General features: G+C 51.3%; 20 protein-coding genes and 1 other RNA gene. 9 read left to right on the plus strand and 12 right to left on the minus strand.

Annotation, left to right across the window (positions count from 1 at the left end):
• Positions 1-1,211 (plus strand): anaerobic nitric oxide reductase flavorubredoxin (gene norV / locus VJY99_RS00460; protein WP_324115289.1); only part of this gene is annotated, 1,211 nt, incomplete at its 5' end.
• On the plus strand, positions 1,193-2,326 hold the full coding sequence (gene norW, locus VJY99_RS00465) for an NADH:flavorubredoxin reductase NorW (protein WP_324115291.1): 1,134 nt from the start codon (positions 1,193-1,195) through the stop codon (positions 2,324-2,326). The genes norV and norW, both read left to right, overlap by 19 nt.
• 81 nt (positions 2,327-2,407) lie before the next feature.
• Here the strand turns inward: norW and VJY99_RS00470 are convergent, their stop codons facing one another.
• From VJY99_RS00470 to VJY99_RS00480, 3 genes are all read right to left on the minus strand, one after another.
• Positions 2,408-2,761 (minus strand): DUF1428 domain-containing protein, encoded by a 354-nt coding sequence (locus tag VJY99_RS00470; RefSeq protein WP_324115293.1) that lies wholly within the window; start codon positions 2,759-2,761, stop codon positions 2,408-2,410.
• Positions 2,762-2,857: 96 nt separating this feature from the next.
• A complete protein-coding gene (locus VJY99_RS00475) occupies positions 2,858-3,679 on the minus strand; it encodes a GNAT family N-acetyltransferase (RefSeq protein WP_324115295.1) in 822 nt (273 codons plus the stop codon).
• 65 nt (positions 3,680-3,744) lie between these two features.
• Positions 3,745-4,359: a hypothetical protein gene (locus VJY99_RS00480; protein WP_324115318.1), complete on the minus strand. Its 615-nt coding sequence runs from the start codon at positions 4,357-4,359 to the stop codon at positions 3,745-3,747.
• A 90-nt stretch (positions 4,360-4,449) separates the two neighbouring features.
• Here VJY99_RS00480 and VJY99_RS00485 point away from each other — a divergent pair, with 90 nt between their 5' ends.
• Positions 4,450-5,880: a PLP-dependent aminotransferase family protein gene (locus VJY99_RS00485; RefSeq protein WP_324115296.1), complete on the plus strand. Its 1,431-nt coding sequence runs from the start codon at positions 4,450-4,452 to the stop codon at positions 5,878-5,880.
• A gap of 44 nt (positions 5,881-5,924) precedes the next feature.
• Positions 5,925-7,118 carry an MFS transporter gene (locus tag VJY99_RS00490; protein WP_324115320.1) on the plus strand — a complete coding sequence of 398 codons (1,194 nt, stop codon included), beginning with the start codon at positions 5,925-5,927 and terminating at the stop codon, positions 7,116-7,118.
• Between the two features lie 210 nt (positions 7,119-7,328).
• On the opposite strand, the gene VJY99_RS00495 is transcribed toward VJY99_RS00490, so the two are convergent.
• Both VJY99_RS00495 and ffs read right to left on the minus strand, forming a co-directional pair.
• The gene (locus VJY99_RS00495; RefSeq protein WP_324115298.1) at positions 7,329-8,891 is read right to left on the minus strand and encodes a methyl-accepting chemotaxis protein; all 1,563 of its coding nucleotides are present in this window, start codon (positions 8,889-8,891) and stop codon (positions 7,329-7,331) included.
• Between the two features lie 587 nt (positions 8,892-9,478).
• An RNA gene (gene ffs, locus VJY99_RS00500) (signal recognition particle sRNA small type) lies at positions 9,479-9,575 on the minus strand.
• Between the two features lie 172 nt (positions 9,576-9,747).
• Between ffs and VJY99_RS00505 the strand changes: the two genes are divergently transcribed.
• Positions 9,748-10,059, plus strand: coding sequence for an MGMT family protein (locus VJY99_RS00505; protein WP_324115300.1), 312 nt, complete (start codon positions 9,748-9,750; stop codon positions 10,057-10,059).
• 28 nt (positions 10,060-10,087) lie between these two features.
• On the opposite strand, the gene VJY99_RS00510 is transcribed toward VJY99_RS00505, so the two are convergent.
• Positions 10,088-10,663 (minus strand): YbaY family lipoprotein, encoded by a 576-nt coding sequence (locus tag VJY99_RS00510; RefSeq protein WP_324115302.1) that lies wholly within the window; start codon positions 10,661-10,663, stop codon positions 10,088-10,090.
• Between the two features lie 339 nt (positions 10,664-11,002).
• Between VJY99_RS00510 and tesB the strand changes: the two genes are divergently transcribed.
• Positions 11,003-11,863, plus strand: coding sequence for an acyl-CoA thioesterase II (tesB, locus tag VJY99_RS00515; protein ID WP_324115304.1), 861 nt, complete (start codon positions 11,003-11,005; stop codon positions 11,861-11,863).
• A 74-nt stretch (positions 11,864-11,937) separates the two neighbouring features.
• On the opposite strand, the gene amtB is transcribed toward tesB, so the two are convergent.
• The 5 genes from amtB to VJY99_RS00540 form a co-directional block, all read right to left on the minus strand.
• Positions 11,938-13,224 carry an ammonium transporter AmtB gene (gene amtB / locus VJY99_RS00520; RefSeq protein WP_324115306.1) on the minus strand — a complete coding sequence of 429 codons (1,287 nt, stop codon included), beginning with the start codon at positions 13,222-13,224 and terminating at the stop codon, positions 11,938-11,940.
• A 32-nt stretch (positions 13,225-13,256) separates the two neighbouring features.
• Complete coding sequence (glnK, locus tag VJY99_RS00525; RefSeq protein ID WP_002891893.1) at positions 13,257-13,595, minus strand: P-II family nitrogen regulator; 339 nt, start codon at positions 13,593-13,595, stop codon at positions 13,257-13,259.
• 253 nt (positions 13,596-13,848) lie between these two features.
• On the minus strand, positions 13,849-15,627 hold the full coding sequence (locus VJY99_RS00530; protein ID WP_324115308.1) for a SmdB family multidrug efflux ABC transporter permease/ATP-binding protein: 1,779 nt from the start codon (positions 15,625-15,627) through the stop codon (positions 13,849-13,851).
• Positions 15,620-17,398, minus strand: coding sequence for a SmdA family multidrug ABC transporter permease/ATP-binding protein (locus tag VJY99_RS00535; RefSeq protein ID WP_324115310.1), 1,779 nt, complete (start codon positions 17,396-17,398; stop codon positions 15,620-15,622). Before VJY99_RS00535 ends, VJY99_RS00530 begins: the two co-directional genes overlap by 8 nt.
• A gap of 63 nt (positions 17,399-17,461) precedes the next feature.
• The gene (locus VJY99_RS00540; RefSeq protein ID WP_324115322.1) at positions 17,462-17,923 is read right to left on the minus strand and encodes an Lrp/AsnC family transcriptional regulator; all 462 of its coding nucleotides are present in this window, start codon (positions 17,921-17,923) and stop codon (positions 17,462-17,464) included.
• Between the two features lie 238 nt (positions 17,924-18,161).
• On the opposite strand from VJY99_RS00540, the gene VJY99_RS00545 reads away from it, so the two are divergent.
• Positions 18,162-19,208 carry a PLP-dependent cysteine synthase family protein gene (locus VJY99_RS00545; protein ID WP_324115312.1) on the plus strand — a complete coding sequence of 349 codons (1,047 nt, stop codon included), beginning with the start codon at positions 18,162-18,164 and terminating at the stop codon, positions 19,206-19,208.
• A 38-nt stretch (positions 19,209-19,246) separates the two neighbouring features.
• Here the strand turns inward: VJY99_RS00545 and cof are convergent, their stop codons facing one another.
• On the minus strand, positions 19,247-20,068 hold the full coding sequence (cof, locus tag VJY99_RS00550; RefSeq protein ID WP_324115314.1) for an HMP-PP phosphatase: 822 nt from the start codon (positions 20,066-20,068) through the stop codon (positions 19,247-19,249).
• 142 nt (positions 20,069-20,210) lie between these two features.
• Here cof and VJY99_RS00555 point away from each other — a divergent pair, with 142 nt between their 5' ends.
• Together VJY99_RS00555 and VJY99_RS00560 are read left to right on the plus strand one after the other, a co-directional pair.
• On the plus strand, positions 20,211-21,914 hold the full coding sequence (locus VJY99_RS00555; protein WP_324115316.1) for an SgrR family transcriptional regulator: 1,704 nt from the start codon (positions 20,211-20,213) through the stop codon (positions 21,912-21,914).
• 181 nt (positions 21,915-22,095) lie between these two features.
• On the plus strand, positions 22,096-22,178 hold an 83-nt coding region (locus tag VJY99_RS00560; RefSeq protein ID WP_324115324.1), incomplete at its 3' end, for a 7-cyano-7-deazaguanine synthase.

The raw sequence follows: 22,178 nt of genomic DNA on the forward strand, positions 1-22,178 counted from the left end.
AGGACCATGCTGGTGCGTTGACTGAGTTGATGTCACGCATTCCCAATACGCCAATTTACTGTACCGCCAACGGCGTAGATTCCATCAATGGTCATCACCATCACCCAGAGTGGAATTTCCATGTGGTGAAAACCGGAGACAACCTGGATATTGGCAACGGTAAGCAGCTCATCTTTGTTGAAACCCCGATGCTGCACTGGCCTGACAGCATGATGACTTATATGACTGGCGATGCGGTGTTATTCAGTAACGACGCTTTCGGCCAGCATTACTGTGATGAGCATCTGTTTAACGATGAAGTCGATCAAACTGAATTGTTTGATCAGTGCCAACGTTACTACGCCAATATTTTGACGCCGTTCAGCCGTCTGGTCACCCCAAAAATTACCGAAATCCTCGGCTTTAACTTGCCGGTGGATATGATTGCCACCTCGCACGGCGTGGTGTGGCGTGATAACCCTACACAAATTGTTGAACTGTATTTGAAGTGGGCGGCAGATTATCAGGAAGATCGCATCACGATTTTCTACGACACCATGTCCAACAATACCCGCATGATGGCGGACGCTATCGCCCAGGGTATTAACGAAGTTGACCCACGCGTGGCGGTTAAAATCTTTAACGTCGCCCGTCATGATAAAAACGAAATTCTGACTAATGTATTCCGTTCCAAAGGCGTGCTGGTTGGGACGTCCACGATGAACAACGTGATGATGCCGAAAATTGCAGGTCTGGTTGAGGAAATGACAGGGCTGCGTTTTCGCAATAAACGTGGCAGCGCGTTCGGTTCCCATGGCTGGAGCGGCGGTGCAGTAGACCGTCTTTCTACCCGCTTGCAGGATGCCGGATTCGAAATGTCCCTTAGCCTGAAAGCAAAATGGCGTCCGGATATCGATGCCCTTGAAATCTGCCGCGAACATGGCCGTGAAATTGCCCGCCAATGGGCGCTAACACCGCTGGTTTGCACACCGGTTCCCGCACCACAAAAAAGCGTTGTCGAGGTGAAAACCTGCGCCGATTTAGGCCCACAAATGCAGTGCAGTGTTTGCCAATGGATTTACGACCCGCAAACCGGTGAGTCTATGCAAGATGTCGCACCCGGAACGCCATGGAGTGAAGTCCCTGATACTTTCCTGTGCCCGGAATGTTCACTGGGCAAAGACGTCTTTGATGAGCTGGCAACGGAGGCAAAATGGAACATGGCATCGTAATTATTGGTTCGGGCTTTGCCGCCCGCCAATTGGTTAAAAATATCCGCAAGCATGATGCTCAGGTTCCTGTGCGCCTGATTGCCGCCGACAGTATGGATGAATACAACAAACCCGATCTTAGCCATGTTGTCAGTCTCAATCAGCGGGCTGACGACCTGACTCGCCAATCTGCCAGTGAGTTTGCCGAGCAGTTTAATGTGATCCTCAACCCCAACAGTTGGGTGTCTGCCATCGATCCCCACCAGCGTTTGGTAAAATGCGGTGACCAACAATGGCCATACGACAAACTGGTGCTGGCGACCGGTTCAAGCGCCCTGCTTCCCCCGATTCCGGGAAAAGAACTGATGTTGACACTGAACAGCCAACAAGAGTTTATGGCCTGCGAGTCGTCACTTCGTGAGGCCGAGCGAGTCATGATTGTGGGTGGTGGTTTGATTGGCACAGAACTGGCGATGGATTTTTGCCGTGCGGGTAAAAAGGTGATAGTGGTGGATAACGCCAATAGCCTGCTTGCCTCGCTGATGCCAGCGGAAGTCAGCAGCCGCCTTCAGCATCGTCTGGTTAGTATGGGTGTAGAGCTATTGTTTAATCAGCAACTTGAAACGTTGTCAAAAACAGCACAAGGCATTAATGCCACGTTGAGTAATGGGAGAATGGTCAATGTGGATGCAGTTGTCTCCGCAATGGGTCTGCGCCCCAATGTTGGGCTGGCGCAAAATGCCGGGTTGAGCGTGAATCGGGGTATTGAGGTCAATCGCCAGTTGCAAACCTCGGATGCCAATATCTACGCGCTCGGAGATTGCGCAGAAATAGACGGCATGGTGCTGCCGTTCCTGCAACCGATTCAATTTAGCGCCATGACGCTCGCCAAAAATCTGTTGGGTGCCGCAGACGGTCTGGTACTCCCGGCGATGCTGGTGAAAGTCAAAACACCTGAGTTGCCTTTACATTTAGCGGGTGAAACGCAGCGTACTGATTTGCATTGGCAAATTTCAGTCGAGCCACAAGGTTTAGTCGCGAAAGGCTATGATGATGAGCAGCAGTTGCGGGCATTTATTGTGAGTGAAGCCCATATGAAGCAGGCATTTGGATTGTTGCGCGAGTTGCAGGTTTAGTGTTTTTTGCAAGTCGGATGACGCGACTCTCACCCCACGGGCCTAAAGCAAGTTGGGGAGGGTTAGCGTCATCCGCCGGTTTTACTCGTCAAGAATTGGTGCAAAGCCACCATAAATCATGCGTTTGCCATCGAATGGCATCGACTCGCCAAACTCTTTCATTCGCGGGTCAGACATCATTTTGGCATTCGCTTCATCACGCACTTCTTTAGACGGATATTCAATCCAGCTGAAAACCACTTCTTCGCTCTCTTCGGCTTTCACTGCCATACGAAAATCAGTGAGCTTTCCATCGGGCACATCATCAGCCCAACATTCTACTACGCGTACCGCACCAAACTCTTTGAATAGCGGCGCCGCTTTCGCGGCCATTTGCTTATACGCGTCCTTATTTGCTGCCGGTACAGCAACAACGAAACCATCAACATAAGGCATTGTAAACCTCCACGGTGTGAGGAAGACGGGGGGATGTTTTCCACCCGTGATGATTACGATTGATAAGTTTAGTCGTTGAGAATGAAAAATGCCGACTCAGAACTTAAGCAGCATTTCATATTGCGTAATCGTATCTTGACGGTAGCCGCTTCTTAAAAAAATCGGTGCCATTGGCTCAGGAATAGCCGTTGCGGTGTTAAGCCCAGCAAAACGCTCGCGCAGCAGAGTGAGTAATTTTTTCGCCTGCCCCTGGCCACGCGCCGCAGGCTCAACATACAGCATGCGCACGCGGAACCCTTGCGGAGCAGTCGCGACCATGGCGTAAGCAACGTCGTTAAGTACAAATGCTTTACCCACTAATTTATAAAGTGTTTCTGGTGCACTCAGCCATGGCAACTGCAGGCTGGCATCGGTCATCATTTTTTTAGCCATCACCATCGGGTCAATTTCCTGCAATTCCCCCGTTGCGGTAAACAGCGTGGAACTGACGGCACTAAACCCGACTAATGTCTGCTGACGCACAAATCCCATACGCTCATATAACGCAAGCCCACTGTCGTTACCGACAATGACTTCCAGCCACATATTTCGGTCGCCACGGGCTCGCGCTTCATTGATTAATTGTTTCATGAGCCGCTTGCCTACCCCCTGCCCACGTAGCTCTGGGCGAATGGCAAATGCGGCGAGGCGGCAGGATCGACCACGGCGAGTGATAATAGCCAACGCTTTCGGTTCACCATTTTGCGTCCAGACTCGACTGTCATTGAGGCTGATATCTTCAGCGGCAAAACGCGAGGCAAACGTCTCACCGTCAATGGTGAAAGAGACCAAATACCCTTCAAAACAGTGGGATAAAATCTCTGCTAACTGATAGCTATTCCAGTGTGCCGCCGCGTTACTGATGACCGTGCTGTTCATCTGTTACCTCATCCAATGGGGATAGTGCTTCCAGTGATAAAACAATGTTTAGCACAGCTTTCACGTTAAGGCACGACCGTCGGTTCCACCTGCGGGGTTTTCTGGCTTGAGCGAATGCTAAACCATGGCAAGCACAGTTGAATCAATGGGCCAATCGCCAGCGCATACAGCACCGTACCGACACCAAATGTACCGCCCATCAACCAACCCACCAATAAAACCGTCAATTCAATTGCAGTGCGCACGCTGCGCACCGACCAACCGGTCCGCGCGTTAATCCCGGTCATTAAGCCATCTCGCGGGCCTGATCCAAACCCCGCACCGATATACATTCCCGTCGCTATCGCATTCACAAAGATGGCTGCCAGCAACAAAATGCTACGCATCACCATCGATTCAATTGGCGGCATCAAAGCGAGCGCGGCATCAGCGGCCAGGCCCAACACAATCACGTTGCTGATAGTCCCAAGCCCAGGTTTCTGGCGTAGCGGGATCCACAGAAGCAATACCAGTGCCCCCACCACGATCATCACCATGCCGATATTTAAAGAGAAGATCCGCGCCACCCCGAGGTGGAACACATTCCAGGGATCGGCCCCTAAATTGGCCCGCACGAACATCGCCGTGGAAACGCCATACAGAACCAGGCCGGTATACAGTTGCAGTAAGCGACGAGCGATCATTATCTTCACCTCAGTATTCATTTGTCGCTTTACTTTTACGCAAAATGGACCTGATATTAAGGTCCAGTTAATACAAAGTGGATTGCTATGGCACAGCGCAGAACCGGTTCATCATCTCTGACGAAATTGCTGGGTAACTGGCAACAGGATTTACCCCGCACCCCGGTTTATCGCCAGTTGGCGGACGGGCTACGGTTGTTGATTCTGGATGGGCGTTTACCGCTCGACAGCCGCCTACCGGGAGAACGTGAGTTGGCAACGGCGCTCGGTATTAGCCGCACGACTGTGGCGACCGCACTTGCGCAATTGCGTGATGAAGGATACCTGGCAAGCCGACAAGGTTCGGGTTCTGTCACCATGCTGCCCGAAGGGCGACAATCTGTTTCTCCACTCCCCGGTCAGGCGGCAACGTTAGATCTTTCCACCGCCGCACTGGCTGCCGGGCCGGAGATTCATCAGGCCTATGCTAACGCGCTGATTGCCTTACCAGAACATTTGGGTTCGACCGGTTACAACCAGCAGGGTTTACCGGAACTGCGTCAGGTTATCGCGCGACGTTATGCTACCCGAGGGCTGCCGACTCACGCCGACCAGATTATGATAGTCAACGGTGCGCTTAGTGGCTTTGGGTTGATCCTGCGTCTGTTGACAGGCCCAGGTGATCGGGTCGTCATGGACCATCCTACTTATCCGATGGCACTGACGGCAATTAAAGGTGCGTCGTGCCGTGCTGTCCCCGTTAGTCTGACCGAACAGGGTTGGGACACAGAGGGGCTGGCGGCCACTATTGCGCAAACCTCCCCAAGGCTCGCCTATTTGATTGCGGATTTCCATAACCCCACCGGGCGTTGTATGGACGTGGCTACGCGTATCGCTATCGCCGAAATCGCTGCTCGCACGCGTACCACCGTGGTGGTTGATGAAACCATGGTTGATTTATGGTTTGACGTTCCCCCCCCGCTACCGCTGGCGGCATTTGATACCGATGACCGGATAATCACCCTGGGTTCGGGTGGGAAAAGTTTCTGGGGTGGCATGAGAATAGGTTGGATTCGAGCCTCAGCGCGCACCATTGCATCGCTGATTCAAATCCGCGACACCCTGGATTTAGGTTCGCCGGTACTGGAACAGCTCGCAGCAATCCACTTGTTTAACGAAGCAGATAACTTCCTGCCAGGGCGGCGCCAAATGCTGCGCCAGCATAGAGATGCCTGTAGTGAAGCAATCCGGGCGTTATTCCCGGACTGGAAAATAACAGTCGTGCCAGAAGGTGGCTTATCCTGGTGGATTGAGCTGCCAAAACCGCTGGCAACGGTGTTTGCCGCCAGCGCGGAATCAATCGGTATTCGCATAGGCGCAGGCCCACGCTTTGGAACCGAAGGGGCGTTTGAACGATATTTGAGATTGCCTTTTACACTAGAGCCTGCGCAGATGCGCACAGCGCTGGAACGTTTGAAACCTATTTGGGATAACCTCGCGCAAACAGGGAGTTACGCAGGCCGGGGGATGGTGGTTTAATGATCGGCTGATTGCAGTTATGCCCATTGTGTTGGAGAGGAATGATGTTAGCTCGCTTTTCTATGTTAAGGCGCATCCCCAAAGGCGTCTGGGTTCTGGGGGGGGTCAGTATGCTGATGGACGTGTCTTCCGAAATGATCCACAGTTTGCTGCCACTTTTTATGGCTACCACCTTAGGAACCAGCGTGGTGCTCATTGGCCTGATTGAAGGTCTGGCAGAAGCTACCGCATTAATCATCAAAGTCTTTTCCGGTGTGCTCAGTGACTATCTGGGCAAACGCAAGGGGTTAGCATTATTAGGGTATGGGCTGGGTGCACTGAGTAAGCCGTTGTTTGCATTAGCATCGGGTGCCGGCCTGGTGTTTGGCGCACGCATGATCGATCGCGTGGGTAAGGGGATTCGTGGTGCCCCCAGAGATGCACTGGTGGCCGATGTCACGCCACCTGAAATCCGCGGTGCGGCCTATGGTCTGCGTCAGTCACTCGATACTGTCGGCGCTTTTCTGGGGCCACTGTTGGCCGTCGGTTTGATGTTACTGTGGCACGATGACTTCCGGGCTATTTTCTGGGTGGCGGTGATCCCGGGCGTACTGGCCATTGCTTTACTCTTTTTCGGTCTTCAGGAACCCAAATCCCTTATTGAACATAAGCGCAGCAATCCCATTCGGCGTGAAAACCTGCGGCGACTGGGGCAAACTTATTGGTGGGTTGTTGGGCTCGGTGCGGTCTTCACCCTGGCCCGCTTCAGTGAGGCTTTTCTGGTATTGCGGGCGCTGCAGATGGATGTTCCGCTGGCCTTGATCCCGTTGGTCATGGTTGCAATGAATTTGCTCTATGCCATGTCGGCCTATCCTTTTGGCAAGCTGTCTGATCGTATGAGCCACAGCAAAATGCTACAGGCGGGGTTACTGGTGTTGATTGTGGCGGATCTCACGCTGGCCGTGAGTACTCATTGGATGGGGCTTCTGCTTGGTGTGGCATTGTGGGGGATCCACATGGGGATAACCCAAGGGTTGCTGGCCGCGATGATCGCCAATACCGCGCCAGCAGATTTGCGTGGCACGGCATTCGGCATGTTTAACCTGGTGAGTGGTGTTTCACTGTTGCTAGCCAGTCTGGGGGCCGGGATTGTATGGGAAACATGGGGGGCGGCATCGACCTTCTATGCCGGTGCCATTATTTGCGTCATCACGTTGTTGGGGATGAGGTTGGCTCCGGAGCCATATCAACAAACTTAAAAATCAGCGACACGGCAATGGCTGGGTAAAGCAACGCGCAGGTAGCGCTGGGTTCGCAGGCAGTTCAAAAAAGAACTCCTGCGATTAAAATTGTGCCAACACCTTCCAGCAAACCCGCTTACTTCAAAGCAATAGCGTAATCTGCTTCACCATTATCGTGACCAGTAATATTGTCACCTGAAAGCTGAATCATCTCGACATATTTATCGCTCAAATACCCACTGGCTCTACCCGGAAGTGAGAGACCAGTTTCTCAAGCAATACCGCCTGCTCCTCCAGAGAATTAGCAGAGACTGATGACTCCATCACCAGTGAGGCATTTTGCTGGGTAGTCGTATCTAGCTCCCCCACTGCGCGGGCAATCTGATCGATACCACGACTCTGCTCTTCAGAAGCTGAAGTTATTTCATCCATAATATCATTCACATGCGTTACAGATGCGACAATCTGTGTCATGGTTTCACCCGCATGGCTGACAAGTTCACTGCCCAAATTTATACGGGATACTGACTCTTCGATAAGTCCAGCAATATCTTTTGCCGCCTGAGAACTGCGCTGGGACAGGCTACGCACTTCACTTGCCACTACGGCAAATCCACGCCCTTGTTCACCCGCGCGTGCCGCTTCTACCGCGGCATTGAGGGCCAGAATATTGGTCTGAAAGGCGATGCTATTAATGACGGCAGTGATATCGGCAATTTTCTTTGAACTGGCAGAAATATTGCCCATCGTGGCGATAACCTCGCTGACCACTTTACCGCCTTTGCCAGCATTCTCCGAAGCCTGGGCGGCAATCTGGCTGGCGTGACGTGCGTTATCGGCGTTGTTTTTAACTGTCGCCGTCAGTTCTTCCATGCTCGCCGCTGTTTCTACCACGGCGGCGGCCTGTTGCTCGGTGCGCGATGAGAGATCATTATTACCGTTAGCAATCTTTGCCGCAGAATCCGAGACGCTTGCGACGCTGTCGCGGACATCACCAATCATGGTGCGCAGCTTATCGTTCATCATGCCCATCGCCTGCGTAAGCTTACCTAACTCATCCTGACGGTCGGTGTGTATCGTGGCGCTCAGGTCACCGCTGGCAATGCGTTCGGCCAGCGCCAGGTTTTCCACCACAGGCCGTGTTATCAGCCGGGTGATATAGAACGAAACCAGGATACCAATCAGAATGGCGATCGCACCAATTCCCAGGGTGATATTTGCGGAGTTAAACGCCAGTTTATCGTTGCTGACCTTGACCAGCGAAATCACTGCTTTTATCGAAACGCTACTTTTGTCCCCGGCAACTTTAACCCGATCCTCAGCCTGCTTGAGTTCGGCCACTGCCGCTAAATATTCCTGATTATTGAGCTTATCGATATCATCGGCGAAGGTTTTGATTTTGTTGGTAGCCACCTCCATGCCCTGAATACTTTTTTGGAAACTCTCGAGATGCAAGCCCGTGTCATTAACGTGTTTTAATTCTTCATCTGTCCAACTTAGCGTATGCGCCTCATCTATCAATTCCTTGGCGTGAGCCACAAAGCCCACCATGGTTTGCCGGGATTTATCATCAGCCAGATAGAAATACTTCAGTCGGTTAATTTTGGCCTGGAAGACTTCAATATTAACGTTGTAAATCAGGTTGGTTTTTTCATAGATATTGCGGATTTCTTTAAATCGTACCACGCTGAGTGCAGTCGCAATAGCCACCAGCAGTAAGACAATTCCAAAACCTATATAAAGTTTGCGTGAAATTCTGACATTCCGTAGTGTGGAAACCAACCAGGACATATACCGTTCCTTAAATAATTCCCAGGCAATAAAAAACCTGGCCCATCGGTATTATCGGAACAACACTGGAAAAATTTAGCGCAAACAAGAACGACGCGAAATATTGTGAACTTATTCACCGCCAGTCAGGCAAATGCACAATATACTTCAGGCGTTATGATAAATAGATATTTATAATAAAGTTAATTATCAAGTAGAAAGTTCTCCTTCACCCCTGATTTGTACCAATAAAATTCATACAAAAAATGCAAAGTGTGAGGAAATAAATCACCGTCTGTAGGGATAAAAGTATTCGTCACTAAAATACTCAGGTGACCTCCAACCGTAGCATTTATTAATAGTCGTAAAATCACTGAACTGAATATTAAAGTGCCAGTAACGGTCGGATTTTATACTGACACGAATGCTGGGCTGCTTAATTTTTTGGTGGAACCGGATTATGTGATGGATTATGTGACGGAATAACATCAGATGTGACATTGATAGCGTACTAAGTGATACACAAAAATTGTATCAGTAACGTTTCAATGCACTAAATAGAGGGTTTACATGATGGATATCATGCACTTGCCAGAATTGGGTGGGGGCCCTGCCAGCTACATCCCGGCACACACGTCATCTGCTGCGGCTGCTTCCTTCCGGACCTGACCGAATTCACAAATTAGTGTTGCGGGAGAACCAACAGGGCCCCCATTGAGAGCGCTAGTTACCTAACGCGCTGGCGCATTATCCATGTTGCCCCCGGCAATTGCAAGCTAGCAGCGGTCAGGTGTTGCTTTCTTGCGCAGTCCCTATTTTTCTTTCTAGTTTAGCGCACGACGATTATCCTTAACGGCATCCTGATTTGGAGTGTGCTATGGATAATAACGACTCATTCCCGCAGCGGGTTTATCAGATTATTGCTGCTATTCCTGAGGGTTACGTCACGACCTATGGCGATGTGGCTCGTCTGGCTGGTTCGCCTCGCGCAGCACGACAAGTGGGCGGTGTGCTCAAGCGCTTACCTGAAGGCAGTAAACTACCGTGGCATCGGGTCGTGAATCGTCATGGCACGATTTCGTTGACCGGCCCGGATCTACAACGCCAGCGGCAAGCTTTGCTTTCAGAAGGGATTATGGTTTCGGGCGATGGGCAAATTGATCTGCAGCGTTATCGCTGGAATGACTAAAAAGCGCCTCATAAAGAGGCGCTTAACATCAGAACTGTGTTGGAGCTGGAACCGCTGACGACGGGTTAACTTGAGTCGGAGAGGTCAACGGAACGGTCGTTACCGCACCACCACTGTCCTGGACTGGAACCGCCGTTTGCTGGACAGGCACCAATGTCAGATCTGCTTTAGTCCCACCATTGTTAATGACTGGCTGAATATTATCAGTGATAAATATCAGCTGGTTATTTACGGTGATGGCCGCGCTCAGGATAATGCGCGCGTTAGGTTGAATATCTGCAGGGTTAAACGGTAACACAAAGCTGAATGGAGATTGCTTCCCTTCTGTACGAACCGCTTTCTGCGCCAGCACTCTTGACGGAGAATCCGCCAAAGATGCATCAGATAACGTCACTGTTAGCACCGCATCAGGCGGTAGTGCAACATTCTGACGAATCCAAATTGTACCCGCAACATTAGGTTGTTGTATATCAGACTGCGTCAATGCCGCTGCCGATGACGTTGTTGCAGCAGGGGCAGGCGTTGGGATGTCAGCACTTTTTTGCGCGCATCCAACCATCGCCATAGCAATCGCTAAACCACTTAACGTGTGCACAAATTTCATTGATTTGTTCTCCTTATCATCAATGCACCAGTAGGCTGTTGGCCCACAAGTAATGAGTGGTTAAACTTACTTATCACGCTAAGTGTGGCACATAACACTGGATTTTGCCCAAAACTGAAACACATCATCAGGTCGGGCCACTGAGTTGAGATTTTTGGAAACCTGTTATAATCAGGCCCATTGCACTTTTAGAATACCCTTACTTCTTCAAGAAGCAGGTAGGCGGCAATTGAATGAGCCCCGATGAGCTTACTCAAGCCAGTGATTTGGGTGAATGAAAGCAGCCAACAACCCTGCAGTTTGAAGGGCGATGGGTATATTTTTTATTGAGGACACTTTATGAGTCAGGCGCTCAGCAATTTGTTGGCATTACTCAATCTGGAAAAGATTGAAGAAGGTATTTTTCGTGGCCAGAGCGAAGACTTAGGTTTACGTCAGGTATTCGGTGGACAAGTCGTAGGCCAGGCGTTGTATGCCGCCAACGAAACGGTACCCGCTGAACGTATGGTGCATTCATTCCACAGTTATTTTCTGCGTCCAGGCGATAGCCAAAAGCCTATTGTTTATGACGTCGAAAACCTGCGCGATGGCAATAGTTTCAGCGCTCGTCGCGTTGCGGCGATTCAAAATGGCAAACCGATTTTCTATATGACGGCCTCTTTCCAGGCGCCAGAACCCGGTTTTGAACATCAAAAAGTCATGCCAGGGGCCCCGGCGCCAGAAAATCTGAAGTCAGAAACAGAAATCGCCATGGCATTTGAAAAGCTGCTACCTCTGAGTCTGAAAGAGAAGTTTCTCTGTGAAAAGCCGCTCGAAATCCGCCCTGTGGTGTTCCACAACCCAATGCAAGGGCATGTCGATGAGCCGGTACGCCAGGTGTGGATGCGGGCCAACGGTATCATGCCGACAGAATTGCACGTGCATCAGTACCTGCTGGGTTATGCCTCTGATTTTAACTTCCTGCCCGTAGCACTTCAGCCTCACGGAGTCGGTTTCCTTGAGCCAGGCATGCAAGTAGCCACCATCGATCACTCAATGTGGTTCCATCGTCCGTTTGATATGAATGACTGGCTTTTGTATTGCGTGGAAAGTACTTCTGCTTCCAGTGCACGTGGCTTTGTTCGCGGCGAGTTTTATTCACGCGATGGCGTGTTAGTTGCGTCAACGGTGCAAGAAGGTGTGATGCGTAAGCGTGGCTAAGAGTTATTGGGTGTCTATTTTTAACGCATAAAAAAGGCGGAGCCTGTGCTCCGCCTTTCTCATTCACGCCTTACTTATGCGTTGTAAGCATTTTCGCCATGGCTGTTCACATCCAGACCTTCACGCTCATGCTCTTCTGGTACACGCAGACCCACAGTCAGGTCAGCAACCTTGAAGCCGATGAACGCCACAACCGCAGACCAGACAATCGTCACACCGATACTTTCCAACTGCACCAGTACCTGATGGCCCATGGTCACGCCTTCTGCATAGCCCACACCACCAAGAGAAGTCGCAGCAAAGATACCGGTCATGACACAACCTACGATACCGCACACGCCGTGGACTCCGAACACATCGCAAGGGTCATCCACACGCAGCCATTTTTTCAGCAGAGTTACGCCCCACAAACCCGCCAGGCCCGCCACGATACCGATAATCAGTGCACCGCCGACGCCAACATAACCACATGCTGGAGTGATACCCACCAGGCCTGCAATCGCACCGGAACACGCGCCCAGCAAAGAAGGTTTGCCACGCAATGCCCATTCACCAAATACCCAACCGAGGACTGCAGCCGCTGCTGCCACAACCGTGTTCACAAAGGCCAGTGCTGCGATTTCGTTTGCTGCACTTGCAGAGCCCGCGTTGAAGCCAAACCAACCGAAGTACAGGATTGCCGTACCGGTGAACACCATTGGCAGGTTATGTGGTTTGAATGCTTCTTTACCGTAACCCACACGTTTGCCAATCAGGTAAGCCCCCACCAGGCCCGCAACCGCGGCATTGATGTGTACGACTGTACCGCCCGCGAAGTCCATCGCACCATGCGATGCCAGCAAGCCACCACCCCACACCATATGCGCAATCGGCACATAAGAGAGCGTCAGCCAAATCACAACGAAGATAAGCACCGCAGAGAAGCGAATACGTTCAGCTAACGCACCAACAATAAGCCCCACGGTGATACACGCGAAGGAACCCTGGAACGCAACGTGAATATATTGGTAGAAAGATCCCATTAACGCGGTGAGTTGAATATTTTTCAGCAATACCCAGTCGAAATTACCGAAGAAGTTGCCACCAGTGCCAAAGGCCAATGAATAGCCATAAACCACCCACAGCACACAAACCAACGCAAACGTGACCGTTATCTGAGTCAGCATCGACAGCACGTTTTTGGAGCGAATAAGGCCGCCGTAAAACAGCGCCAGCCCAGGTATTGTCATAAACAGCACCAATGCGGTGCTAATCATCATAAAAGCGTTGTCTGCTTTATCGGCGACAGCCGGTGCCGCCAGAGCTATAGATGGCGCAAGTGCCAGGGCTACAACGCTTAAGATAGAGGCTAATTTCTTCATTTTTTCCATCCCTTTCACGAGTGGCAAGACGATTAGAGTGCAGCTTCGTCGGCTTCGCCGGTACGAATGCGGATGACTCGTTGCAGTTCAGCAACGAAAATTTTGCCATCGCCAATCTTGCCGGTGTAGGCAGCTTTGCTAATGACATCAATAACTTCATCGAGTTGATCATCGGCAATTGCCACATCAATTTTCACTTTAGGCAGGAAATTGACGCTGTACTCAGCACCGCGGTACAACTCTGCATGACCTTTCTGGCGGCCAAAGCCTTTAACCTCGGTCACGGTCAGTCCTTGAATACCGATTGAAGACAATGCTTCGCGTACGTCTTCGAGTTTGAACGGTTTGATCACCACGGTAACCAGCTTCATAGATCCCCTCCAGTCAGAATTGGGTAATTGCTTCAACAACACGATGAAGATAAAGCAAAGGCCATGCCAAAAATGAAAAACAGGAATTTTCAGCGCGTTAAGCCGCGCTGTATAAGGGTTTAAAGACAGGAAATGACGGTGGCTGAGATTAAGAAATTTGTCAGATGATAAAAACGCACCATCTTAGTGCATGGTGCGTTTCGCTTCTGCACCAGCGGAGATACCCACTGGTTTTATGCGTAATATTGGTGCATCAAGCCGTCGCAGGCTCTTCGTGCGTGGCTGCTGCTAATTCTTCACCCGCCAATTGCAGTTGATACATCTGCCAGTAACGGCCTTGTGCTGCAAGCAATTCGCTGTGTGTACCGCGTTCAACGGCCTGTCCACGATGCAATACCAAAATAGTGTCAGCATCAGTAATCGTCGATAGACGGTGGGCAATCACCACAAGCGTTGTGTGCTCACGCACCGCTGCCAGTGCATGCTGAATGGCTTGTTCGGTACCAGAGTCGATATTCGCAGTCGCCTCATCGAGGATCAAAATCTGCGGTGCGTCCACCAATACTCGGGCCATGGCCAGCAATTGCTTCTGCCCGACAGATAAATTATTACCCTGCTCGCCTAACCGTGTGTATATGCCATCACTCATGGTGCGCGCCAGTTCTGCTAGCTGCACCGTTTCCAGTGCTTGCCAAACTGCCGCTTCGCTGATGTCGCGTCCAAGCGTAACGTTGGCAAAGAAGGAGTCCGCCAGCACCACGGGATCTTGTTGCACCATCGCAACCCCCTGGCGCAACACGCTATGACTGAGCGTGTCCAGCGGACGGCCATCTAGACGAATTTCGCCGTTGCTCAGTGGGTAATAACCCATGAGTAAGTTTGCGAGAGTACTTTTCCCACTGCCGGTATGCCCCACCAACGCCACGAAACTGCGTACCGGAACATCGAGGTTAATATCTTGCAGCACCAGGCGATCGCCGCGATAGGCAAAGGAAACGTTGTCGACCTCAATATGGCCGCTTTCCAGCGGCCGGTTATCGTTGCCGTAATCCTGACGCTTACCGTCCATTAATTCGAACACACGTTCCCCCGCAACCACCGCTTGTTGCAGCATCGATTGTTGCGTGGTCAGTTCGATTAGGGGTTCATTAAGACGACCCAAATAGTTGATAAATGCGTATAACACGCCAACTTCGATAGTCCCGACTGAAGTAAAACCAAACAGCATCAACAGGCCGCACAGCACCATCGCAGAAAACAGGCTCAGCAATGGGCGCAATAAAAAGCCATCCAGGCGCAGGGTTTGCATCCGCGCCAAATAGTGCGAACGACTCGCCGCTCCCATCCGCTCGCCAAAACGCGCTTGTTGGCGGAACTGCTGGATAACGCTCATCCCATTAATGACTTCGTTAAAGCCATCGTTGATATCCGCCAGATAGCTACGCACCCGGCGGACAATCGGCGTGCTGTACCGCTGGTAGATGAACATCACGATGATGACGGCTGGGAAGATGCAAATCGCCACCGATGCCATGCGCCAGTCGAGGCTGAACATCGCCACCAGCATCGCACCAATCAACGCGGCACTTCGCAATACGGTCGCAACCACCGTCACGTAGAGATCACGAATCACTTCGGTGTCATTGGTGACGCGGGAAATTAATTGCCCGACCGGCTGAGTATCAAAAGTACTGAGCGGCTGGCGTAGCGCGGCGTCCATCACGTCTGTGCGTAGTTTTTGCACCACGCCAACCGCCGCCTGGTTAAATAATAAAGCCTGCCAGTAATGCAGCCCAGCCGCTGAAATAGACAGAAACAGGTAGGCAGTCGCCAGCCCTGCCACCGTCGCGACAGGCAGACGATGATCAGAGACCATGTTATCAATGAAATAGCTCACCAGAATTGGGCCGCTGACTTCAGCAGCGGCGGCAATCCACAGCATGACCACCGCCCCTGCGAGGGGTTTACGCCACGGTGAACCATATGCCAGCAGGCGTTTTATGGTTGGCCATTGCTGTATTGATTTACGCATCGGCGGGCTCCTCGTTTACCGTCGTTTCTGGCACATCATCCAGAGCCGCCTCCAATTGTTGATAACGATACATGTCGCGATACCAACCCGGTTTGCCCACCAACCCATCGTGATTGCCACGTTGGGCAACATGCCCGTGCTGCATGACCAGGATCTCACTGGCTTCGGTCAACGCCGACAGACGGTGCGCACTAATAATAACCGTGCGGTTTTCGCCCCACTGACGCAGGTTGTACAGGATTTGGTGTTCAGTACGCCCGTCGACTGCTGAAAGGGCATCGTCGAGGATCAAGATTTCCGCATCGAGTAATAATGCGCGGGCGATAGAAATACGCTGTTTTTGGCCGCCAGAAAGCATCACACCGCGTTCTCCCACTTCGGTTTCGTAACCTTGTGGCAAACGCAGAATATCGTCATGAACGCTGGCAAGCCTGGCAACATGTTCAATTTCTTGCGGCGTAGCACCCGGTTTACCCAGCGCGATATTACTGGCCACCGTATCCGAGAACAGGAATGGCGTCTGGTTTACCACCGCCAGGCGGCTGCGCCAGGAGTCGAGTTGCATCTGCACCAGTGGAATTCCATGGAAACAAATCTCGCCCTGGTCGATGTCAAAATGGCGCTGGAGAAGAGACAAAATGGTACTTTTACCGGCACCCGTTGGCCCACACAGCCCCAACATTTCGCCCGGTTTTAAGGTAAAGGAGACATTTTCAAGTGTTGGCCGTGCCGTTTGCGGGTAGTGGAATGCCTGAATATTGGCGTCCACTGTGCCGCGTCCGGCAGGCGCTTCCTGGTCGCCATCAGTGACTGAAGGCGCTTCGGACAACATGCTGCGAATACGGCTATACGCCGCACTGCCGCGCTCAACGATATTGAACATCCACGCCAGCGCCAGCATCGGCCAAATCATCAGGCCAAGGTACATCACAAAGCTGGTGAGTTGCCCAAGCGTCAGTGTGCCCTGAATCACCATCCAACTGCCACCGCCGATCGCAAGCAGGTTCGCCGTACCGATGGTGATATAAATCGTAGGGTCAAAACGCGCATCAACCCGCGCCACTTTCATGTTTTTCACTCCAGCATCTTTGGCTTCGGCGGCAAACAGTGCGGATTGGCGGTCTTCAAGACCGAATGCTTTGATCATGCGGATGCTGGATAAACTTTCCTGCGTCCTGTCGTTAAGTGTTGAGAATGCGGCCTGGGCGAGTTTGAAACGTTGATGCAACTGGTCCCCATAGCGTTTGATAACCAGCGCCATAATGGGCATGGGTAGTAACGCCAGCAGCGTGAGTTCCCAGCTGATTTGCGTCGACATCACGATCAGCACCGCACACCCCATCACCAGCGAATCAACAAGAGTTAACACGCCCTCGCCTGCGGCAAAAACTACGCGGTCGACATCGTTGGTCGCACGGGCCATTAAATCACCAGTGCGGTGACGAAGGTAGAACTCCGGGTGTTGGCGGCTTAACTGGCGGTAGTAGTCTTCGCGCAATTCAACGGCAAGTTGGTAGGACGCCCCGAATAACAACACGCGCCAGACATAACGTAGCATGTAGACGATCACCGCAATGGCGAGAATCACGCCAATCCACTTCAACACCTCGCTTCCAGAAAGGCGCTGTTGGGTGACACCATCGACAATCACGCCCACCAGTTTTGGCGGCACCAGTTGCAAGATAGCAATGATAATAAGCAAGGCGACAGCCCCAAGATAGCGTCGCCATTCCCGGGTGAAATACCAGCTTAATTGAGCAAATAATCGCACGCAGTCAGATTCCTGAATTACTGTCTGCCGAAGTCGGGCAGAAAAGTGAAAGGCTATTGGGACTCAGCGCTCGAGTGGCAAAGCCGTGGTGTATTTTATCTGTTCCATGGCAAAACTCGAAGTGACATCGCTTAAACCAGGAATACCGTTCACCAGCCGTTTGTAAAAATCGTCATACCGTTTCATGTCTTCTACCTGTACACGCATCAGGTAGTCATACTCCCCTGCCATACGCCAGAAACCGAGCACTTCGGGCATCTGTGCCACGACAGAAACAAATTTGCAGTACCACTCACTGCTATGTTGCTGGGTTTTTATCAGCACAAAAGCGGTCAGACCGAGGCCGAGTTTCTCCGGGTCTAATAACGCGACTTTTGCCCGAATAATGCCGTCGTCTTCAAGTCGTTTCAGGCGTTTCCAGCAAGGTGTGGTGGTCAGATTAACGGCATCAGCGAGGGTCTGCAAAGAGAGAGTACAGTCGTTTTGCAACAAGGATAGCAGCTTGCGGTCAATTTTATCTAACATGACAGCCTCAGGGAGAAAATTTTTCTCCATTGAACGCCCCTGACAGGCTAAAAGGCAACTTTTTTATCTTCTTTTTGCATTACTCTTAACTCTAAATAATTCGAGTTGCAGGTAGGTGGCAAGGGAGTGAGTCCCGGGAGCTTACTTGAGTAAGTGACTGGGGTGAGTGAGTACAGCCAACGCCCCTGCGGCTTGAAGTATGACGAGTTTAGGCACAAATAGACAAACGGACAACATCATGACCAGCACCTGGGTAAACCACGCTATAAGCGAAATTAACGCCGATTACCAACGCTCCGCGGATACACATTTGATTCGCCTGGCACTGCCTGGTTTTCCTGGTATTCAGTTGTACCTGAAAGATGAAAGTACTCACCCGACTGGTAGCCTGAAGCATCGTCTTGCCCGTTCACTGTTTTTATATGGTTTGTGTAACGGTTGGATTAAAGAAGGCACGACCATCATTGAGGCGTCTTCCGGTTCAACCGCCGTTTCAGAGGCCTATTTTGCCCGTTTGTTAGGGCTGCCGTTTATCGCCGTCATGCCCGCCTACACAGCAAAACGTAAGATTGAGCAGATTGAGTTTTATGGTGGCCGCTGCCATTTCGTGGACAGTGCCTGTGAGATTTATGCGGTTTCAGAAACTCTGGCGCGCGAATTAAACGGTCATTATATGGATCAGTTCACTTACGCTGAACGCGCAACCGACTGGCGAGGCAATAACAACATTGCCGACAGTATTTTCCGTCAGATGGAACATGAACCGCATCCGGTGCCAGATTACATCGTGATGAGCGCAGGCACAGGCGGCACGTCAGCCACCATTGGCCGTTATTTGCGCTATCAGGGGTATCCAACGCAACTGACCGTTGTCGACCCGGAAAATTCGGTGTTCATGGATTATTGGCAAAAACGCGATTGCAGCTTGCGCAGCACAGTGGGCAGCAAAATTGAAGGGATTGGCCGCCCACGCTGCGAGCCGTCGTTCATCCCGGATGTCATCGACGAAATGATGCGTGTCCCTGATGCGGCGAGTATTGCCACCATGCAATGGCTTGAAACGATGCTGGGCCGCAAAGTGGGAGCCTCCACAGGGACCAACATGTGGGGTGTATTGCAACTCGCCGTGCGTATGCGTGCACAAGGCCGCACCGGTTCAATTGTGACGCTGCTTTGCGACAGCGGTGAACGTTATCTGGAAACCTATTACAACGCGCAATGGGTGAAAGAGAATATCGGTGATTTACAGCCATGGCAGGCGGAGATTCAGGAATTAATTAAGTAAAAAAAAGCCGGGCATTTGCCCGGCTGGCTTAAGCCTTGTCATTCGGGGGAATAAGTGAGGTTTGGTGTATCCAGCCAATGTGTCAAATAATGCGAAACGGCCTGTTTTTGGCAATGACCAATGACAGGCAAATGCGGTAAATCTGCTTTCAGTTGCGTCATCGCGTTGCCCATGATCAAACCATGACCCACGCTTGAGAGCATTTCGCGGTCATTCATCGCATCGCCAAACGCCATACAATCTTTCATCGACAGACCCAGATGCTGGCTTAAAACATTCAGCGCCGAACCTTTGTTGCAGCCTGTCGGTAACACTTCCAGGCAATCTATTGCCGAGAAACAGAGGAATGCGCTATCGCCTAGCGCTTCATTTAACTGAATTTTCAATCGACGGAGATCGTCGTGATCGCCACAGAAACAGACCTTCGTCACCTGGTGGGCAGGTAAACGCTTAAGATCAGTCAGGCGATATTTGAACCCGCTGTAGACGTGAGCGTGGAGTAATTCAGGGATCTCATTCTGCGTCATCCAACCGCTGTCGTTAAACGCATGCATGCTGGCCTGAGTGTCCCAATGGCTATGCAGCACGATTTCTGCCGCTTCCGGTGACAGGTCTTGCTGATGCAGCAACTCCCCTTCCGTTGAGTGAATCCGCGTACCATTACCGGTAATTAAATAGGCTTCCAGCGACAATGAGCCGAGTATATGGCGCATTTCTAGCACATGGCGACCCGTGGCAAACGCAAGAGTCATCTGGCGCTCTTCACGCAGACGGTTCAGGGTACGCAGCGTTTCTTCACCCAGATGGTGATTGGGCATTAGCAGCGTACCATCCATATCAAATGCAGCCAGACGAGCCATGTTCACTCCGATTTGTGAAGATTTGATCTAAAGCCGTTCGAGAGTTGGCAGTATCCCCTGGCATATACGGAACTAATAGTGAATACTTTTTGAAAATTGTTCCGGGTTTACACCCGTTAGCATTCTCACTGCAGGTAACGCTATGCGTCTGTTAAATCGACTCAATCAGTTTCAACGTTTGTGGCAACCTTCCTCTGGTGAAACACAACACGTGACCATCGCCGATTTGGCCGCTCGCTGTTTTTGCAGTGAACGTCATGTGAGAACGGTGCTCCACCAACTGCAAGATGCGGGGTGGTTAACCTGGCAGGCGCAGTCAGGGCGAGGGAAACGGGGAACACTCGCCTTTCTAGTGACGCCAGAAAGCGTTCGTTCAGGAATGATGGAACAAGTGTTGCACAAAGGGCAGCACCAAAATGCGTTTGAACTGGCGCAAATTGCACCGGAACAATTGCGCCAGTTGCTGCAACCGTTTCTGGGTGGGCAATGGCAAAATGATACGCCGACGCTGCGTATTCCCTATTATCGTCCGCTAGAAACATTGCAACCGGGTTTTCTGCCGGGCCGTGCCGAACAGCATTTGGCAGGGCAAATCTTTGCAGGCCTCACCCGTTTCACCTCATCTAACGCACTCCCGCAACCTGATCTGGCTCACCATTGGCAAGTCTCAGAAGACGGTCTGAACTGGTACTTTTTTATTCGCTCCACACTTCACTGGCATAATGGCGAGCCGGTAGAAAGCACGCAGCTACAGCAACGTTTAATGATGCTGTTGGCGCTCCCGGCGATGCGGCGTTTGTTCGTCAGCGTGAAAAGTATTGAGCTTGCCCATGCGCAGTGCATCCGTTTTGTACTGCACAACCCCGATTATTGGCTAGCTCATAGGCTGGCAAGTTATTGCAGCCGCCTGGCGCATCCGGAAGATACACAAATTGGCTGCGGGCCATTTCGTATCAATAGCTTTAAAGAGAATCTGGTACGTATCGAGAGCTTTGAGTCTTACCATCTCGGCCATTCGCTACTTAAAGCGGTGGAATACTGGATAACCCCACAACTGTTCGACACCGAACTGGGCACCAGTTGCCGCCATCCGGTACAAATTGCCATTGGCCAGCAAGATGAACTGGTGCATCTGCGCCCAGTCAGTAACAGCATTAGCCTCGGCTTTTGTTATCTGGCGGTAAAGCAGAACAACAAATTGACAGCAGAGCAGGCGCGCTTTCTGATGCAGGTAATCCACCAGCAGCAGTTGATCGCCAGTCTACCCCTCGATGAATCGCTGATCATGCCAAGCCATGAGATGATCCCCGGATGGAAAATTCCCGAGTGGGAAAAATGCGACGCGGTGACACTCCCACCACAATTGACGCTGCTTTATCATTTGCCGGTTGAATTGCACGTGATGGCGCAGCAGCTTAAAACGTATCTTTCTGATTTAGGTTGTCAATTAACGCTAATTTTCCACGATGCAAAAAACTGGACCCGTTGTGAAGCGTTAGCAAAAGCCGATTTAATGATGGGTGACCGATTAATTGGCGAAGCGCCGGTTTACACCCTGGAGCAGTGGTTACGCAGCGATGTGCTGTGGCCTGCGGTTCTCACCGAAAGCCAGTACTCACATTTGCAGGCGACACTCGATACCGTGCAAATCCACCCAGATGAAAATGCCCGCAGTACCCGTTTGCAAGAAGTGTTCAGCGCATTGATGCGCGATGCCATCGTGTCGCCCCTGTTTAATTACCGGTACCAAATTAGTGCGCCACCCGGTGTGAATGGCATTGAACTGAACGCATGGGGTTGGTTCGATTTTACCCAAGCCTGGATACCGCCACCCACGATGGTGTGAAGATGCTGGGCAGCCAATATGCATCCCCTAAATCATTGAAGCTAGATCAAGGCTAACACCGATAGTTTAAGAACAAGATATCCGGGTGCGTGAACAAAGCTAACGCAGATGACGCTTCAAGTATGACGGGTATAAGGGTTACCATATATTTTACGGTTTTACGTACTTACCAGGAATACTCATGAAACGAGCAGTTGTCGTCTTTAGTGGTGGCCAGGACTCCACAACCTGCCTGATTCAGGCTTTAGAACAGTATGATGAAGT

Origin of the sequence: Buttiauxella sp. (genome assembly GCF_035271705.1) — a bacterium.
Lineage (GTDB): Bacteria > Pseudomonadota > Gammaproteobacteria > Enterobacterales > Enterobacteriaceae > Buttiauxella.

Coding starts and splice junctions, on each gene's coding strand:
- VJY99_RS00505 (WP_324115300.1), top strand. CDS start 9,748: ATGGATAATAACGACTCATTCCCGCAGCGGGTTTATCAGATTATTGCT.
- VJY99_RS00540 (WP_324115322.1), bottom strand. CDS start 17,923: ATGTTAGATAAAATTGACCGCAAGCTGCTATCCTTGTTGCAAAACGAC.
- glnK (WP_002891893.1), bottom strand. CDS start 13,595: ATGAAGCTGGTTACCGTGGTGATCAAACCGTTCAAACTCGAAGACGTA.
- VJY99_RS00475 (WP_324115295.1), bottom strand. CDS start 3,679: ATGAACAGCACGGTCATCAGTAACGCGGCGGCACACTGGAATAGCTAT.
- amtB (WP_324115306.1), bottom strand. CDS start 13,224: ATGAAGAAATTAGCCTCTATCTTAAGCGTTGTAGCCCTGGCACTTGCG.
- VJY99_RS00555 (WP_324115316.1), top strand. CDS start 20,211: ATGCGTCTGTTAAATCGACTCAATCAGTTTCAACGTTTGTGGCAACCT.
- VJY99_RS00490 (WP_324115320.1), top strand. CDS start 5,925: ATGTTAGCTCGCTTTTCTATGTTAAGGCGCATCCCCAAAGGCGTCTGG.
- cof (WP_324115314.1), bottom strand. CDS start 20,068: ATGGCTCGTCTGGCTGCATTTGATATGGATGGTACGCTGCTAATGCCC.
- VJY99_RS00470 (WP_324115293.1), bottom strand. CDS start 2,761: ATGCCTTATGTTGATGGTTTCGTTGTTGCTGTACCGGCAGCAAATAAG.
- norW (WP_324115291.1), top strand. CDS start 1,193: ATGGAACATGGCATCGTAATTATTGGTTCGGGCTTTGCCGCCCGCCAA.
- VJY99_RS00485 (WP_324115296.1), top strand. CDS start 4,450: ATGGCACAGCGCAGAACCGGTTCATCATCTCTGACGAAATTGCTGGGT.
- VJY99_RS00510 (WP_324115302.1), bottom strand. CDS start 10,663: ATGAAATTTGTGCACACGTTAAGTGGTTTAGCGATTGCTATGGCGATG.
- VJY99_RS00530 (WP_324115308.1), bottom strand. CDS start 15,627: ATGCGTAAATCAATACAGCAATGGCCAACCATAAAACGCCTGCTGGCA.
- VJY99_RS00495 (WP_324115298.1), bottom strand. CDS start 8,891: ATGTCCTGGTTGGTTTCCACACTACGGAATGTCAGAATTTCACGCAAA.
- tesB (WP_324115304.1), top strand. CDS start 11,003: ATGAGTCAGGCGCTCAGCAATTTGTTGGCATTACTCAATCTGGAAAAG.
- VJY99_RS00545 (WP_324115312.1), top strand. CDS start 18,162: ATGACCAGCACCTGGGTAAACCACGCTATAAGCGAAATTAACGCCGAT.